This window comes from Flavobacterium sp. SH_e (genome assembly GCF_025717045.1).
GTDB lineage: Bacteria > Bacteroidota > Bacteroidia > Flavobacteriales > Flavobacteriaceae > Flavobacterium.
Window position 1 is genome coordinate 413,070 of sequence record NZ_JAOVZN010000002.1, and the last position, 16,925, is coordinate 429,994.

The window sequence follows — 16,925 nt, forward strand, 5'->3', positions numbered from 1 at the left end:
AATTCTAAATTTTAATAAAATGGCGACTAAAAAAAAGGTAATTACCAAAGATGATATCGTTTCAAAATATATGGAAGAAGTTCTAGAAAAAGGTCAAAAACCAAAATCGGTTTATCATTTTGCCAAAGAAAATGATTTTACTGAAGCTGAATTTTATGCTTTTTTTGGAACATTAGAAGGTTTAGAAAAAGAAATATTCCGACTGTTTTTTGAAAACACAGTGAATCTTCTTCACAAAAATGAAGAATATCAGCAATATGATATGAAAAACAAAATGCTGAGCTTCTATTTTACTTTCTTCGAAATCCTAACAGCAAACAGAAGTTATGTTTTGCAAACCCTTAAAATAGACAGAAATCCGCTTAAAAACTTAGTGCAATTAACTACACTTCGAAATAGTTTTAAAGAATATGTTTCTGAAATCTTAACTGACGATTATAGATTGGAACAAGAAAGATTTCAAAAATTTCAAGAAAAAGCTATTCAAGAATCGGCTTGGTTGCAATTAATGATGACGATTAAATTCTGGATGGAAGATGAATCTCCGGCTTTTGAAAAAACGGATATTTTTATAGAAAAATCAGTGAATGCTTCTTTCGAATTAATGAATGTTGCGCCAATGAATCATCTGATTGATTTCGGAAAATTTTTGTTTAAAGAAAAAGTGTACAGCAGATAATGAAAACAATCGATTATATTCCAACTTCAAAAATAGAAAGAGCAGGAAAATTGGTTCAAACTGGTGCTAAAATTGGCGTAAACTATGTAAAGCATTATGCCGAAAAAATAGTTAACCCAGATTTGACCCGTGATAAATTGAACGAAAACAATGCAGAAGATATTTATGACGGACTGAAAAGCTTAAAAGGAAGTGCACTTAAAGTTGCTCAGATGCTGAGTATGGATAAGAACTTTCTTCCGCAGGCTTATGTAGAAAAGTTTTCTTTGTCTCAGTTTTCAGTTCCGCCACTTTCTGCTCCTTTGGTTTTAAAAACGTTCAAAAGTAATTTTGGCAAAACGCCTTATGAAATTTTTGATGAATTCAATCCAAATTCAATAAACGCGGCAAGTATTGGTCAAGTGCATTTGGCAAAGAAAAATGACAAAAAACTAGCAGTTAAAATTCAATATCCTGGCGTTGCCAATAGTATTTCTTCCGATTTGGCTTTGGTAAAACCAATTGCAATTAGAATGTTTAATCTTCAAGGAAAAGATTCTGATAAATATTTTAAAGAGGTTGAAGACAAATTGATTGAAGAAACTAACTATTTGTTAGAATTAAAACAAAGTAAGGAAGTTGTTGAATCTTGTAATAAAATAGAAAACATCACTTTTCCGAATTACTATCCAGAGTTTTCATCAGAGAAAATCATTACGATGGATTGGATGACAGGAATTCATCTTTCTGAATTTACAGCAAAAAATATCGATCAGGAAATTGGTGATAAAATTGGGCAGGCGCTTTGGGATTTTTATATGTATCAAATTCATGTTTTACGAAAAGTTCACGCCGATCCACATCCGGGAAATTTTTTAGTTGACGATCAAAATCAATTGATCGCTTTGGATTTTGGCTGTATGAAACAAATTCCAAATGATTTCTATACACCGTATTTCGAATTGATCAATAAAAATGTCATTACAGACGAAAAGCTTTTCAACCAGAAATTATTCGAATTAGAAATTCTTCGTCCAGACGATACGCCAGCAGAAATCGAATATTTCACCGAAATGTTTCATGATTTATTATCACTTTTCACAAAACCTTTCCAAAACGAAACTTTCGATTTTGCCGATGAAAAATTCTTTAACGCAATTGCCGAATTAGGAAAGCGTTTCTCAGAAGATACAAACCTCAAAAAAATGAACGGAAATCGAGGTTCTAAGCACTTTATTTATATGAATCGTACTTTCTTCGGACTTTATAATTTAATGTTTGATTTGAAAGCTAAAATTGTGGTTGAGAATTATTTGAAATACTAAAGTTTTTTGTTTCAGGTTTAAAGTTTCAAGTTTCAAGTTTGCTTAACTTTATTTATAGAACTTTGTCAAAGTTTAAAACTTTGACAAAGTTTTTTTTCGTCCAGTTTGTCATTCCGAGGAACGAGGAATCTCCACAAGTAACTTGACAAAGATTGTTGATTCTGATTGTGGAGCTACTTACGAAGATTCCTCGTTCCTCGGAATGACAATACTTTGGTTAAACGTCCAGTAAAAACTTGAAACTTGAAACCTCAAACTTGAAACAAAATAACTTTATTTCAAAATCCCCTTTTTATAAGTCGCAATTGCTCGATCTCGAGCAAAAGCATGATCAACCATAGGTTCTGCATATCCAAAATCAAATTCTGGAATCCATTTGCGGATATATTCTCCTTTTTCGTCAAATTTCTTTTGCTGAATTTCTGGATTGAAAACTCTGAAATACGGCGCCGCATCGCAACCTGTTCCAGCTGCCCATTGCCAGTTTCCGACATTAGATGCTAATTCAAAATCTAACAATTTTTCGGCAAAATAAGCTTCGCCCCATTGCCAATTAATTAGCAAATGTTTGCATAAAAAACTTGCCACGACCATACGCACGCGATTGTGCATATAGCCCGTTTCGTTAAGCTGACGCATTCCTGCATCGACCATTGAGTATCCTGTAGTTCCAGAACACCAGCGTTTGAAGTCTTCTTCGTTATTTCGCCATTGAATTCCATCATAATTGGATTTGAAATTATGATTGACGCAATTCGGAAAACTAAACAAGATTTGAATAAAGAATTCCCTCCAGATTAATTCGCTCAAAAATGTCTGATTTTTTCGGTTTGCCCAATTTACTAATTTTCTAATACTTACCGTTCCAAAACGCAAATGTGGCGAAAGATAAGAAGTGCTATCTAAAGCAGGGAAATCTCTGGTTTCTTTATAATTGGTAATTTGAGTTAAATTATGAGGCTGTACTTTTATGGAACTTCTTTGAAAACCTATTTCGGCTAAATCTGGGAACTTGAATTTATTTTTAGCGAAATTAGATTGAAATGGCACTGAATCATATTCTGGAGCCGAACCCGAAAGATGATATTTTTCTAGCCATTTGTTTTTATATGGCGTGTAAACGGTATATGGAAGCCCGTCTGCTTTTGTGATTTCTTTTTCTTCGAAAATTACGTGATCTTTAAATGAAAAAGATTTGATGTTATTTTCTTTCAATAAAGCCGAAATTGTTGTGTCCCGTTTGATGGCAAATGGTTCGTAATCTTTATTAAAGAATACGTTTTGAATGTCAAATTCATCAATAAGGGATTTCCAAACGTCTTTTGTTTTTCCTTTTTTAATTAGGATTGATGAATTAAGTTCCTTTAATTCTGAATTTATCTTTTCAAGTGAATCGTAAATGAAACTTACTCTAGCATCATTTTTTGGAAGGTGTTCCAAAATATCATCATCAAAAATAAATAGCGGAATTACTGGAAAATCTGATTGTAGGGCATGAAATAGTCCCGTATTGTCTTCTAAACGCAAATCGCGTCTAAACCAGAAAAAGGTAACTTTTTGTTTTGTCATTGTTTGTTTTTTTGCCACAGATTAAAAGAATTTAAAAGGATTTAAAAGGATTTTTTTAATCTATGAAATCTGTAACTTAATTTTTTGAATTAAACAACTCTTCGATTTTATTGTATCGGTAATCGAAAATACTTTTGAGTTTGTTTTTTACAACTAATCTATTTATGATTCTTCCTAGAAATCCGAATGGAAGTGCGTAATGAACAATATCTGTCATTTTGGTTCCGCCATCTTCGGTGCGTTCAAAAAAGTGTTTATGATGCCATAATTTATAAGGACCAAATTGCTGAATGTCTACAAAATACTCATTTTCTTTACAAGCCGTAATTTCGGTAACCCATGAAACTTTTATTCCGAAAAGTGGTTTTAAAGTATACGTAATAATCTGCCCTTGATACATACGTTTATCATCAAAATCCTGAATTTCGAAACTCATATTATCGAGTGTAATGGTCTGGAGATTTTTTGGACTGGAGAAAAAGTTCCAGCATTCTTCTACACTTGCATTAATATGTTGTATGGTTACTATTTTGTATAATTTCATCTCCTTAAAGTCAATTTACATTTTATAATATTTAAAAGGCACGAATAACATTCCGAAACATTCTCCTTTTTCTTTCTGTAAATGTTTGTGGTGAATTTTATGCGCTTTTCGAAGTCCGATGAGGTACTTGTTTTTCGTGTTTTTAAACCATTTAAAACGCTGATGAATTAACACGTCGTGAATTAGAAAATAGCAAACGCCATAAAGTGTAATACCACAGGCGATGAAAAACAAATAATTAAATCCGCCTTGAACACCAAAATAAAATAATATAATACTCGGAGTGGCAAAAATGACAAAGAAAATATCATTGCGCTCAAACGTATTTTCGTATTTCGGCTGATGGTGATCGGCATGAAAATACCACATAAATCCGTGCATGACATATTTGTGTGTAAGCCACGTAACACATTCCATGAATAGAAAAACGCCTAAAAAGATTAAAAAAGAAATCATTTTATAAATGTTGATGTTTTAAAATTATCGTTTTATTGTTTTTGAGTTTAGCTTTAGATTATAAAAGATTGACTCAAATGAGTTTGTTTTGTCATTTTGACCGAAGGGAGAAATCGCATAAGGAACTCCATAATATGAATAACCAATCTTTGGCGATTTACTAGTGTGATTTCTCCCTTCGGTCGAAATGACAAACTATACGTTGATTTTATACTAGTTTTAATTTATACGTCACAAAAGACTGTGCTAAAAGTCCTGCTTTGGTGTAATTAGAAACTCGAATTCTGGAGTTTCCAATTTCATAATACGGAGTGTTTTTTAGTTTTTTGAGCAGTTTTTTGTAATAAATATAGGCAGTATAAACTCCAAATTTAGCTTCGATTGGCAGTTTTACAATTCCTTGATAAGCGATTTGAAAATCTTCTTCGATTTCTTTGATGATTTGATTTTTCGAATCTTCGTTGAAGTTATTCAGATTTACGCCTGGAAAATAAGTTCGGTTCAAGATGGTGTTATCGTCTTTTAAATCTCTCAAAAAATTTACTTTCTGAAAAGCAGAACCCAAACGCATGGCTTCATTTTTCAATTGTTCGTATTTGTGTTCTTTTCCAGAAACAAAAACCTTTAAACACATTAAACCCACAACATCGGCAGAACCATAAATGTAGTCGATGTATTCGGCTTGAGTTTGGTAATTTGATTTTATGAGATCCATTTTCATGCTTTTTAGAAAAGCCTGAACCAAATCGTCGGTGATATTGTATTCTTTTACAGTATGTTGGAACGAATTTAAAATTGGATTTAAGCTTATGCCTAATTCCATTGCTTTGTAATATTCTTTTTCGAAATCTTCGATTAGATATTCTTTTTCATAATCATGAAACGAATCTACAATTTCATCAGCAAAACGAACGAATCCGTAAATACTGTAAATAGCATCGCGAATACTTGGTGAAAGCATTTTTACTGCAAGCGAAAATGAAGTACTGTAATTTTTGGTTACCAGTTTGCTGCATTTGAAAGAAACGGCGTCGAATAGTGATTTCATTTTTTTAAGATCTAAAAGATTTTTGAATTAATTCAGCTGCGAGTTTTCCTGAAATTAAAGCAGGCGGAACCCCTGGTCCAGGAACGGTTAATTGTCCTGTAAAAAATAGATTCTTGACTTTTTTGCTTTTTATTTTTGGTCTTAAAAAAGCCGTTTGCATTAATGTATTTGCCATTCCGTAAGCATTTCCTTTGTACGCATTATAATCAGATACAAAGTCATTTTTGCAGAACGCTCTCTTAAAGATAATGTTATTTTTAATTTTTTGCTGCGTAAGTTGCTCAAAACGAGTGATTATTTTTTCGAAATATTCTTCTCGGAGTTTTTCGGTATCTTCAATTCCAGGCGCAAGCGGAATTAAGAAAAAACCAGATTCCATTCCGTTTGGAGCTGCGGTTTGATCAGTTTTGGATGGAAAATTAGCATAAAACAACGGAGCTTCTGGCCATTTTGGATGATCGTAAATATCAGCTGCATGCTGATTAAAATCGACATCGAAAAATAAAGCGTGATGTGATATGTTTTCTATTTTTTTATCAAAACCAACAAAAAATAGGAGAGAAGAAGGTGCAAAAACTCTGCTTTCCCAATATTTTTCAGAATACATTTGATGTTCTTTTTCAAGAAGTGTTTCGGTATGCTGATAATCGGCACCGCTCAAAACAATGTCTGCTTTTAGGATTTCGCCATTAATTACAATTCCAGCTGCAGTATTATTTTCTACAATAATTTTTTCTATTGCTGAATTGGTTTTAATGGCTACGCCAAGTTCGAGAGCCAGTTTTTCGATTCCTCGAATGACATCAAACATTCCTGTTTTTGGATGCCAAGTTCCGAGACCGAAATCGGCGTAATTCATGAAGTTATAGAAAGAAGGTGTTTTGGTTGGTTTTGCGCCAAGAAACAAAACAGGAAATTCTAGAATTTGAATTAATCTTTCATTTTTGAATTTTTTCCGAATATCTGAACTTACGTTGCTAAAAAACTGATTTAGTTTTAAAGCAGTTTGCGGCGTAATTAGTTCTAGAGGAGAAACGCCAGGACGATAAACCAAATCTTTAATCGCAATATCGTAATTGCTTTTTGCTTGATTGATAAAGTTTTGCAGTTTTTCTCCACTTCCTTTTTCAATCTTTTCAAAAGTAGATTTGATGTCTTCTAAATTATCATTAATGCTGATAAAATCATTTATGCCAAAATAAACCCGATAAGCAGGATTAAGTTTTATAAGCTCATAATAATCAGAAGGTTTTTTATTGAAGTCTTGAAAAAAACGTTCAAAGACATCTGGCATCCAATACCAGCTTGGGCCCATATCAAATGTAAAACCGTTTTCTTTAAACTGTCTTGCGCGCCCGCCAATTGTACTGTTTTTTTCATATACAGTAACGTTGTTTCCTTGTTGGGCAAGGTAACAAGCGGCTGCCAAAGAAGAGAAGCCAGAACCTATTATTTGGATAGTTTTTCTCATTTGTTTAACAAATATAAGAAAAACTTAAACAAAAATAAATTAGATCATGTTAATAGTTTCTTCCATTGAATCAAAAATTTTGATTCTGTCGTTTAAAACTTTCTGATCAATGTGTTCAACCATTTTCCCCATAAGCCAGATTTCGTTATTGTTTTGTAATAATTTCTGTCCCATAGATTTTACATATTGATTGATTACGCTTCGATCTGGTTGAACTGTCATGAAAGAAATAAAAGTAATGTTTTCAAAATGTTTGGTTAAATCCTGCAAATTTTCAATTGGCATACTTTCTCCTAAATAAATGGTTTTGTAACCTCTATCTAAAATTTCATATTGCAGATATAACAATCCGATTTGGTGAATTTCATTTAACGGAAGTGATAAAACGAAAATTCGATCAGTTTTGGTTGGTTTTCTTATCTGAAGACTTTCAGTGTAAATTAATATTTTCTGCTTGATCAAATGACTCATAAAATGTTCATTTGCAGGCGTGATAGTTTCAGACTGCCATAACAATCCTAGTTCTTTTAATAATGGTAAAAAGTGTTCTTTAAAAACTTCTTTAAAAGTTTTTTCCGAAATAAGCCAATCAAACGTATTAAAGAATAGTTCTTGATCGAAATTCATCATTGCCATTTTGAAAGAAGTAATGGCATAGTTTTGAGAATTTTTTTTGGAAATTATTTCACGCACTAATTGTGGAATCCTTTCTTCAGGATATGTCGCAATTTTAGAAATCTTATAACCATATTCGTGCAATAACGTAATGTTTAAAAGTTTCTGCAGATTTTGAAGATTGTAAAATCTAATATTAGTATCGGTTCGCATTGGTTCAAGGATGTTGTATCTCTTTTCCCAGATGCGTATAGTATGCGCTTTTATTCCAGATAAGTTCTCAAGATCTTTAATACTGAAAACAGTTTTAATATTGTTTATCATTTTTTGCGATTAAGTGAACAAATGTAAAACAAAATCTTATATTCGACCTTAAAACTACATTAAAAAGATAGAGAATTAGAGGTTTAGGTATTAAAAATATATTTTTTACCTAAAATCAGGTATAGTTTTTTTAAGAAATTTATTACTTTGATAAAAAAGAGCAGTCTGCAGATTAAAAATTTCTGCAGACTGTTTTGTAAATTTTAATTTTTGATGATCTTTTTTGTACTGGAAGCATCTTTGCAGGAAAGTTTAATAAAATAAACTCCGGAAGAATAATTGCTTAGATCTACTTTTGTAAAAGTGGTATTGGGTTTTGACTCTGTCAAAAGGTTTCCAAGTGTATCAAATATTTTGTAATTCAAAACCGAATCTGCTGTTTCTATAGTTAGATTGTTCTTTGTTGGATTTGGGTAAATATTTAAACTTTGTAAATCTGTATTTGTGGATACAGATAAAGTGTTTTCTGGACTCGCGATCCAGTTGGTAGCAACAGCGTTGTCTAATTCTGCACTTATTAATTCTAGAAAATTTCCGTTCCCGTCAGCAGCAGGCCAAGGTGTAGTATTTAAATATTCAACACTGTCAATAATATTTCCGAAACCATCAGCTAAAACAAGTTTTTGTATTGAATTAGGCAGGTTTCTTGTGAATTGTCCAAAAGCAGTAAGTCCATAACGAGTTTCAAAAATTGTTTTATTGCTCACGATATAAATGCTTTTGTTTGCTTCTAAGTTTGAATTAGCTGGAAATTGATAAGATACACCAAGTTCTTTTAAATAAATACCAGTCAGATCTACATTGGTATTTCCTGTATTTTTTATTTCAATAAATTCAGAATCATTACTTACAGTGAAATTTGCATTAGTCGATGGATTGTAATTGATTTTAGTTATTACTAATGAAGGAATCACTGGAGAACTGCAGGCAGTGAAACTTCCTAGTTGGTTGGTAATCCAGTTGATTCTGTTGGATAAAAAGGTTTTTAAATTTGAAATTTCCAATGCATCGTTTGGAATAGTACCCCATTTTTCATTTTCTCTTGTTTTTGCTTCGCTAATGTAAGCAAGTGTCTGGTCGACATAGGTGCTTAGACTATTGTAGTTTAATGGTTGTCCTGGCTGGGTAAGTTCGTTCCATCTTTTCGAGAGGTAACATTTATACGTGGTATCATTGAAAAGATCAAGCCAGAATCTTGCGCCTTCATTGTCTCCGTTAGAAAATTGCCAGATATCTGCTTTGCTTCGGTCAAAACCCCAAACAAATAAATCATTTCCATAAGTTAAATTGAAGTCCCAAATTGGTCCCGCACGTAATTTTCCGCCTCTGTCTTTGTGAAAGAATGTGCTGTATTGATAACTGTCTACATTTGAAGCCAGTTCTGACAGGATCATAAAATCAACAAAAGAAGGGATATCGATTACAGATGGATAACCATTTGCTAAATTTGAATTGTGTGTTCCGGCATTTGTCTGCAGATTAAAGAACTGATTTTTAATATAAGTGTCTTGTTGCGATGTTACATTTTCTGGTTTTGGAAGCTCGTGAATAAAGTCGACCGTTCCTGAATAAGAACTCATTGTCCAGGCTACAGGATCTCCACCAGTAGTTTTATCAGCTTTTGTGATGTAGCCGCCAGTAACCGTTTCTGTGCTATTATCAGTGTCTGCTATTTTTAAGATGTTTACACGATTTGTGTTCGATTTGATTTTTTCCTGTAAAATGTATAATCCAATGTAATTTCCGTTAAGTACAACTTCGCAATATGCAGTTCTAGAAGCGTAATCACCAATTTGTCTTGCTAGATTATAGGACAAATAATCTCTTATGCAGGAAGGATCAAATGCCAGAGAATTTAAAACCCAGTCATTTTCGACAGGCATGCCTAATAAACTTACGTTGTTGTTGCTTGTGTTATTTGCTTTGAGCGTAGTAAGGCCGTAAGGCTTTTTGGGTAATGCTTGAGAACTGGAACCTCTTGTTTCTATACCAATTCGGCCATTATAATCCAAGTAAGCGGTATTATCAATATCGGTTAAATAATTTCTGCTTCCGTCTGGCCTTTTAATTATTTTCATTGACGCCAGAATTTTTGGATCATCAGGAATTTCAAGCGGGTTTCCTGTCGCAGGATCAATATCGGTATTAATAACTACGATAGGTAAATTACTGCTGCTGAAAGTTTGTGATTTTGCTGTGGTTGAGCAGAGCAAAATGAAAAGGATGAATATTTTTTTTGGGGTGTAAGGTTTTGAAAAATAGTGGTTTATCATGATTAGATTAGTTTTGTAACAAATGTAATCATAACTAATCTAACTTAGTAAAAGGGGATTTTTTTTATGAATAACTAAATAAAAACAATCTGCAAAATAGTTGTTTTGCAGATTGTTTTCTCTTAAGTTGTTTTTATAGATTTATTTACAAAAAGTTGCTCTGTTTTTTGCAGCACTTTGACTTCCTAGTTCAATTGCTTTTGTAAAATCTTTGCATGATTTTTTTTTGTCTCCGATTTTGTTATAAGCTAAACCGCGCAAATTGTAAGCCACATAATCGTTTGGATTTAATTCAAGAGAAGAAGTGCAATCTTCAATAGCTTCTTCATAATTCTGCAATTTGTAATTAACGTTTGCTCTTCCAGTATAAGCATCAGTATTCGTATCACTTAATTCGATTGTTTTGCTAAAGTCGGCATGAGCTCCTTTTAAATCGTTTAATTTAAATTTTGCAACGCCTCGATTTTGATAAGCTTCAACAAATCTAGAATCCTTGCTGATGGCTTTTGTGTAATCGGCGATTGCACTTTTGTAATTTCCGGTGGCGGCTTTGTTAAAAGCTTTGTTAAAATAAATTGCTGCGGTTTGTGACCACGACGAAAAGCTTATCATAATAAATGATAGTACTAGTAGGTTTTTCATAAGACTAATTTGGGATTAGTGATTAATTATTTCCCGACGAATTTAAGAAAGTTTTGTTTTGTAAGGGAATTTCTTTTTTAAAATAATAGTTCGGAGAAGAGAAAATATAAAGAAGGGATAAAGAGGTCTTTTCTAAATCTTTCAGGTTTTGAATCTTGCGTAAAAGAAAAAGGTCAAGTAAAATAAATTACCTGACCTTTTGTGACCCGACTGGGGCTCGAACCCAGGACCCCATCATTAAAAGTGATGTGCTCTACCGACTGAGCTATCGAGTCTTCATTTCTTCAATGAGGGTGCAAATATAAGTACTTTATTTAGCTTAACAAGCCTTTTTTTAATGAATTTTTGAATAAAATTTAATTGTCGTTGTAAGTGTTTGTTTTGTAGTGAAATATGTTTTTATATTTTATAAAGACTTTAATAATGAAAAAGAAATGTTTTAGAAAGATTTGGGGTTCTTTAATTTGCGGGGATATTTTTTAAACTCACTGATTAAGCGGAAGGAAATTATTTTACCTCAAAAATAGTTTTATATTAGCTGTGTAAATTGCGTTCTTTTTCTTTTCGAAATAGAGAAGAATTGAAGGTTATGTAAAGTAATGTGAATTTTATAATATTAGTGATCGAATGAATAGATTCTTAATGCCTATAATTTTTGTAGTAAGTTTGGTTAGTTGTCAAAACTCAAAAAAAGAAATATATGTTGCGCTTGAAAAATTTGATAATTCTTTAGATTCATTAATTGTTGGGAAAGTTTATGATGAACCCAAAATGCTGATTTTTCAAGGGGATACTTTGTATGGAAATCCTAAAGGTATTAATGAAACTTGTTATCAAATTGTTGGATCTGATTCTATAAAAGTAGATGCCAATTGTCATCTTTATAAGTTTAAAAATAATCAATTAGTAATAAATTCAAGTGAAAACTTTCTTGGGGAAAAATTTGTGCAAAAGTTTATTTATTTTAAAGATAAGATTGATAATAGATTGATTGATGATTTAAGGAAAGTTAAATCGGATACAGTTTACTTCGGTTGTCTTAAGAAATATGATGAAATGGGGAATGTAGTAAAAAAAGTCACTAACCATAATTGGAAAGAGATTCAAAAAGATGGAACAGTAGTCATTAATGAAAATCGTATTGTGGAAGTTTCCAATTATAGTGGCAATAATAAAGTAACTATATGGCGAAAAGAATACTTCAACAAACAATATAATGTAGATAGCTTAAAAAAGACAGATGTAGAAAAAATTGCTTCAAGTAGGTCCAATGATTTGGATGAAACTAATTATTCGTATAAAAGGGATAAGCATGGCAATTGGGTAGTTAAAAAAAGTGATAGAATAGAAAATCCAGATGTATATTATAGAGAGATAATCTATTAAAGCGTTTATAATTATTTAAATTTTTTAATTAGACTTTAATAGAAATTAATTCAATAAGAATGAAATAAAATAAAAAAGCCTATTTTATTACAAAATAGGCTTTCATTTTTTATAGTGACCTTGACGGTGGAGAATTCGAACCATTTAATGGAAGATTTAAAGATTTTAAATGAGGCATAACCACTTACTTAATTTATGTTATTCAAGTATTGGTCAGCTATCGCGTTCCTATTCATCTTGTACCAGAAGTATGCAACAGATTAAAAAAACTTTGGATCATTTTTAAGCTTATTATTATATATTTGATAATAGATAAACTCTGCTATCCATCATACATATCTACCCAATTTTGGGGTGATAAGTCTGATGTTGTCAGTAGTATATACTAGTTGGCAGAAATATTACACATGAAATTTCTTAACATGAAAATACTTGATTTTGTTTTAAACTTATTTTTTAAAAAAAATAATGTAACTTCAAATAAAGAAGTTGCTAACGAATCATGTAAAAAAAACAATAATTCAGTACTTTCGGATGAGGAATTATATAGAAATAATTCTTTTAATTTTTTTCAACAATTAGATAAAAACATTATAAATCAAGATATTATTGAATTATATGGTGAAGGAACTCTTATAACTCCAAATGGTAGGTCTCGTTATGGACATGTTAAAATTAAACTTTCTCTTTCGACTAAAAACAAATCAGAAATAATTTGGAATATAAGTGGAGAAGAAATTCCAAATAACTATAGAACAAGTATCATTGAGTCAGCAAAACGATTTATAGTTTTTTTTGAATGCCATAGAAAAGATTTAAAAAAAGTTACCATTGAAATTATTGGTGGTAGTAGCCATCCAACTGATTCAGATTTTTTAGCCTTTGAATTGGCTATGAGAAATGCAATATACAATTCATTTGATAAAAGATTACATCAACCAAATTTAAATAGACTATTCAATAAGAAAATTAAAGAACCTATGAAATGGGTTAATTATAAAAAGAAAAAATAAACACAACCTGCCGAATTAAAAATACTTCTGCCAACAGCTACTACAACGGATTTGGGCAATTGGCTTAATGGAAAGATGGTTTTGTATTTGGGATGTTTGGCAAATCCGAATAATGGGCTTAATTTAGTCCCAAACCCGCTGTAGTACCAGAACGTTAATCATGACTTTGAACTTAAAAAAAAGAGAGAAATCTAAAATGATATCAACTACATAATCTATGTAGAAAAAAATCCTTGATGGGATTCGAACCAAAATTACCTGTAAACAGTAGCTTTGTGAAAATTAAAAAATTATGAAAGGATTTTCGAATCATAAAAAAGCCTGCAAAATGTTTATTTTGCAGGCTTTTTAAATTTTATAGTGACCTTGGCGGTACAGAATTCGAACCATTTATTGGAAGATCTAGAGATTTTGAATAAAATCTAAATTTTAGATTTTATGAAAATTCATATTTATTTCAAATCTTATCTCTTATTAATAAAACAACTATGAAGTTTTTTTATAGCACTTTAGATCTCATTTTCATTAATTATTAACGAAGCATCGAGTTCATTTGATGTGTTACAAAGAATTATCAATATATTTGATTTAAAATTAAGTATTACGTTATCGAGCATATGTACCCGAAATGGGGATGACTTATATGACTATGTCATACAAATATACAAGTTAGTGGTAATTTTATGAACATATACAAAAGATATAAACTAGCAAAAGAAGATTTCCATAAACATAAGAAAGGAAGTCTATATAATGCCACAAAGAGTGCAGAATCCCTCTTCGATATTATGTACGAACTTGAAAATTATAGCAAAGATCAAAATCAAAGTTATCTACTTGCTAAAATTTATTATGAATTAGGCTGGAAATGGGAATGTAGAAAATTTATTAAAACCCATTTATCCTCAAACAAATTAAATTACTTAAATAAGTTGAAATGGAAACATCTATTAAATAAAGTAGAAGATTTATTTAAAGTGAGTCATTATAAATTAGTTGAATATAGAGATTTAAGAACTGCTAAAAAAAGAAATCTACCTCAAACATTATTGAGAAACGACTTTATATTTAATGAGGAAGTATATTTTATTATAGTAAGTATAAAATCAGACTTTAATGATATAATATTGTTAAATAAAAAAGTATTAAATGAAGAGGTTGAATTTAGTATAGAAAAAGAAAGTAGCATTACTAAATTTATTGAAAAAACAAACTCGCATTTATCTTGGATAAATAATTCCCATAAAGATTTAATTAATTACTATAATGAAAATTATCAACAAATTTTGAGTAGAATAGGCCGCTTAGACTATGGTAAAGCTAACGATGAATGGTATGATGGATTAAGAGTAGATAGTGTAGGCTTTCATTATAATAGTAATGAGAAGTTAGAAGGTTTTTATACAATTTATGATTATTATAATATGAATTCTGGATTTCATATTGACACTTTAGATAATTCAATTGTAGACCTATATTATAATACTGATTTATAAAAAATAACCTATTAGCAAAAACGATATACCTGACGGGGTTCGAAACTAAATTGCTTGTAAACACTGACCTTTGTAAAAATCAAAAAATACCGCAACGATTTTCAAACCATAAAAAAGCCTGCAAAATATACATTTTAAAGGCTTTTTAAATTTTATAGTGACCATGGAGGGATTTGAACCCTCACGCCCTTGCGAGCACCACCCCCTCAAGATGGCGAGTCTACCGTTTCTCCACATGGCCTTAAAAGAAAAAAGGTCGAGTAAAATAAATTACCCGACCTTTTGTGACCCGACTGGGGCTCGAACCCAGGACCCCATCATTAAAAGTGATGTGCTCTACCGACTGAGCTATCGAGTCATTGCTTTCAAGAAATCTAATTTGTTAATCACAAAATTTGTGACCCGACTGGGGCTCGAACCCAGGACCCCATCATTAAAAGTGATGTGCTCTACCGACTGAGCTATCGAGTCATTTAATTTCTTGAATGCGGGTGCAAATATAAGGAGTTTTTTTTGAAGTTTCCAAGCTATTTTATCATAAATTTGTCTTTTTTTTGGAAAAATCTCCAATCGCTTAGTTTATAAGGTTTTATTAATATGAAAAAAATAGTGTTGTTAGGTTATATGGGCTGCGGAAAGTCGACAATCGCCCAAAATTTGTCAAAAATTACAAATATTCCATTCTTAGATTTAGATAAATGCATCGAAGAAAGAGCAAATTTATCCATAAATGAGATTTTTGAGAAGCATGGAGAAGTGTATTTTCGAAAATTAGAACACGAAATGTTCGTCGAATTGCTGCAATCTTCAGAAAATAATATTATTGGTCTTGGAGGAGGAACTCCATGTTATGCCAATAATCATGAATTATTAAAAGGAGATGATGTTGTATCTATATATTTAAAGGCGTCTATTGATACCTTATATAGTAGATTGGTTCACAATAAAAGCAAACGCCCTTTGATTGCAAATATGAACGAAGAGGAAATGAAAGAGTTTATCGCGAAACATTTGTTCGACAGAAGTTTTTATTACAATCAAGCGAAACATAAAGTGTCGGTTGATGATAAATCTGTCGAAGAAACGGTTCAGGATATTTTAGAAATCTTAGCTTAATGAAGCGTAATCGCCGTTTTCAGAATTGAAAACAACTTGAACGTGTTCTAATAAAGAGGTAGAAAGCGAAATTCCTTTGAAATCTGCCTTTACTGGATATTTTTTATGATTTCGGTCAACAAGTACTGCTGTTTTGAATTTTTTAAGCGGAACGTCTAAGAAATGACGAACAGCATAGATTAATGTGGTTCCTGAGTTTAGGACATCATCAACTAGCACGAGTCCTTTATCTTTATATTCTTCAGGGCTTAATGAAGTTTGTATCGCTTCTTGCGGATTTTGTTTGTTTACTTTTACTTCACAGATTGAAACTTTTAAGGTTGAAATACTGCTAAGTACCGAAGCAATTTTTTCGGCAAAAACAAATCCGTTAGAAGCAATTCCCGCAATAACAACTTCTTCTTCGTTTACAAAAGTCTCGTAAATTTGATAAGCGATACGTTTTATTTTATGTTCGATTTCCTCGTGGGTTAGAATAATATTGTTACTCATGTTGTATTTTTTTTGCTAAGATAATTAATTAAAATTCCAAAATTTCAAAATCCAATTTTAGGATTTAATTTTCATCATGCTCTTCTTCTTCGTCATCATAAACGTCGTCTCCATAATCATCAATGTCTCTTCGGTCTTTTTTGGTTGGACGTCCTGCGCCAGTTCTTCTAGAATGTTCTTTAGATAGTTTTAATAATTCTAAATGTGCAAAAGCTTCTGGTGGAGTTTCATTTTTTTGATAAAGATCTACCAATTTTGCACCAACACGATTTTGCGGTATGTCTAAAACTGTTATAATTTGTGTAATTTGATCTTTTCTAAATGTAATTCGGTCTGTAGGAAAAACTTCTTTTGAAGGTTTTGCAACTTGCCCATTTACAGTGATCTGATTCTTTTTGCAAGCTTCAGTAACCATGTTTCTGGTCTTGTAATAACGAACGCACCACAAGTATTTATCTATTCTCATAATTTTTCTAAAATCCAAGTTAAATTCTTTA

At 31.5% G+C, this 16,925-nt stretch carries 16 protein-coding genes and 4 tRNA genes; 6 read left to right on the top strand and 14 right to left on the bottom strand.

Features of this window, described 5'->3' with window-relative positions:
- The first annotated feature begins 19 nt into the window (after window positions 1-19).
- Window positions 20-679 (top strand): TetR family transcriptional regulator C-terminal domain-containing protein, encoded by a 660-nt coding sequence (locus OD917_RS04910; RefSeq protein ID WP_263522433.1) that lies wholly within the window; start codon window positions 20-22, stop codon window positions 677-679.
- Entirely contained in the window at window positions 679-1,983 is a 1,305-nt protein-coding gene (locus tag OD917_RS04915; protein WP_263522434.1) for an ABC1 kinase family protein, read from the top strand. The genes OD917_RS04910 and OD917_RS04915 overlap by 1 nt, the downstream gene beginning before the upstream one ends.
- A 273-nt stretch (window positions 1,984-2,256) precedes the next feature.
- Here OD917_RS04915 and OD917_RS04920 read toward each other — a convergent pair whose 3' ends face one another.
- The 9 genes from OD917_RS04920 to OD917_RS04960 all read right to left on the bottom strand — a co-directional run bounded on the left by OD917_RS04920 (window position 2,257) and on the right by OD917_RS04960 (window position 11,200).
- Window positions 2,257-3,552, bottom strand: coding sequence for a cryptochrome/photolyase family protein (locus OD917_RS04920; RefSeq protein WP_263522435.1), 1,296 nt, complete (start codon window positions 3,550-3,552; stop codon window positions 2,257-2,259).
- 76 nt (window positions 3,553-3,628) lie between these two features.
- Window positions 3,629-4,096: an SRPBCC family protein gene (locus tag OD917_RS04925; RefSeq protein WP_263522436.1), complete on the bottom strand. Its 468-nt coding sequence runs from the start codon at window positions 4,094-4,096 to the stop codon at window positions 3,629-3,631.
- A gap of 15 nt (window positions 4,097-4,111) precedes the next feature.
- The gene (locus OD917_RS04930; protein ID WP_184167177.1) at window positions 4,112-4,552 is read right to left on the bottom strand and encodes a sterol desaturase family protein; all 441 of its coding nucleotides are present in this window, start codon (window positions 4,550-4,552) and stop codon (window positions 4,112-4,114) included.
- A 208-nt stretch (window positions 4,553-4,760) separates the two neighbouring features.
- On the bottom strand, window positions 4,761-5,600 hold the full coding sequence (locus OD917_RS04935) for a phytoene/squalene synthase family protein (protein ID WP_263522438.1): 840 nt from the start codon (window positions 5,598-5,600) through the stop codon (window positions 4,761-4,763).
- A gap of 4 nt (window positions 5,601-5,604) precedes the next feature.
- Window positions 5,605-7,071, bottom strand: a complete 1,467-nt coding sequence (locus tag OD917_RS04940; RefSeq protein ID WP_263522439.1) for a phytoene desaturase family protein — start codon at window positions 7,069-7,071, stop codon at window positions 5,605-5,607.
- Between the two features lie 39 nt (window positions 7,072-7,110).
- Entirely contained in the window at window positions 7,111-8,010 is a 900-nt protein-coding gene (locus OD917_RS04945) for a MerR family transcriptional regulator (RefSeq protein WP_263522440.1), read from the bottom strand.
- A gap of 203 nt (window positions 8,011-8,213) precedes the next feature.
- Window positions 8,214-10,283 (bottom strand): CotH kinase family protein, encoded by a 2,070-nt coding sequence (locus OD917_RS04950; protein ID WP_263522441.1) that lies wholly within the window; start codon window positions 10,281-10,283, stop codon window positions 8,214-8,216.
- A 141-nt stretch (window positions 10,284-10,424) separates the two neighbouring features.
- Window positions 10,425-10,925 (bottom strand): tetratricopeptide repeat protein, encoded by a 501-nt coding sequence (locus OD917_RS04955; RefSeq protein ID WP_263522442.1) that lies wholly within the window; start codon window positions 10,923-10,925, stop codon window positions 10,425-10,427.
- Between the two features lie 202 nt (window positions 10,926-11,127).
- A tRNA-Lys gene (locus OD917_RS04960) sits at window positions 11,128-11,200 on the bottom strand.
- Between the two features lie 352 nt (window positions 11,201-11,552).
- Between OD917_RS04960 and OD917_RS04965 the strand changes: the two genes are divergently transcribed.
- The 3 genes from OD917_RS04965 to OD917_RS04975 all read left to right on the top strand — a co-directional run bounded on the left by OD917_RS04965 (window position 11,553) and on the right by OD917_RS04975 (window position 14,820).
- Entirely contained in the window at window positions 11,553-12,311 is a 759-nt protein-coding gene (locus OD917_RS04965) for a hypothetical protein (RefSeq protein WP_263522443.1), read from the top strand.
- A 422-nt stretch (window positions 12,312-12,733) separates the two neighbouring features.
- Window positions 12,734-13,324 carry a hypothetical protein gene (locus OD917_RS04970; RefSeq protein WP_263522444.1) on the top strand — a complete coding sequence of 197 codons (591 nt, stop codon included), beginning with the start codon at window positions 12,734-12,736 and terminating at the stop codon, window positions 13,322-13,324.
- 683 nt (window positions 13,325-14,007) lie between these two features.
- Window positions 14,008-14,820 (top strand): hypothetical protein, encoded by an 813-nt coding sequence (locus OD917_RS04975; RefSeq protein ID WP_263522445.1) that lies wholly within the window; start codon window positions 14,008-14,010, stop codon window positions 14,818-14,820.
- Window positions 14,821-14,978: 158 nt separating this feature from the next.
- Here the strand turns inward: OD917_RS04975 and OD917_RS04980 are convergent.
- The 3 genes from OD917_RS04980 to OD917_RS04990 all read right to left on the bottom strand — a co-directional run bounded on the left by OD917_RS04980 (window position 14,979) and on the right by OD917_RS04990 (window position 15,291).
- Window positions 14,979-15,061, bottom strand: a tRNA-Leu gene (locus tag OD917_RS04980).
- A 44-nt stretch (window positions 15,062-15,105) separates the two neighbouring features.
- Window positions 15,106-15,178: transfer RNA gene (locus OD917_RS04985), tRNA-Lys, on the bottom strand.
- A gap of 40 nt (window positions 15,179-15,218) precedes the next feature.
- Window positions 15,219-15,291: transfer RNA gene (locus OD917_RS04990), tRNA-Lys, on the bottom strand.
- A 126-nt stretch (window positions 15,292-15,417) separates the two neighbouring features.
- Here OD917_RS04990 and OD917_RS04995 point away from each other — a divergent pair.
- Window positions 15,418-15,936, top strand: a complete 519-nt coding sequence (locus OD917_RS04995) for a shikimate kinase (RefSeq protein ID WP_111285958.1) — start codon at window positions 15,418-15,420, stop codon at window positions 15,934-15,936.
- Here the strand turns inward: OD917_RS04995 and OD917_RS05000 are convergent.
- Together OD917_RS05000 and OD917_RS05005 are read right to left on the bottom strand one after the other, a co-directional pair.
- On the bottom strand, window positions 15,928-16,428 hold the full coding sequence (locus OD917_RS05000; RefSeq protein ID WP_263522446.1) for a phosphoribosyltransferase domain-containing protein: 501 nt from the start codon (window positions 16,426-16,428) through the stop codon (window positions 15,928-15,930). The genes OD917_RS04995 and OD917_RS05000 overlap by 9 nt on opposite strands.
- Window positions 16,429-16,492: 64 nt before the next feature.
- Window positions 16,493-16,894 carry an RNA-binding S4 domain-containing protein gene (locus OD917_RS05005; protein ID WP_263522447.1) on the bottom strand — a complete coding sequence of 134 codons (402 nt, stop codon included), beginning with the start codon at window positions 16,892-16,894 and terminating at the stop codon, window positions 16,493-16,495.
- Between the last annotated feature and the right edge of the window lie 31 nt (window positions 16,895-16,925).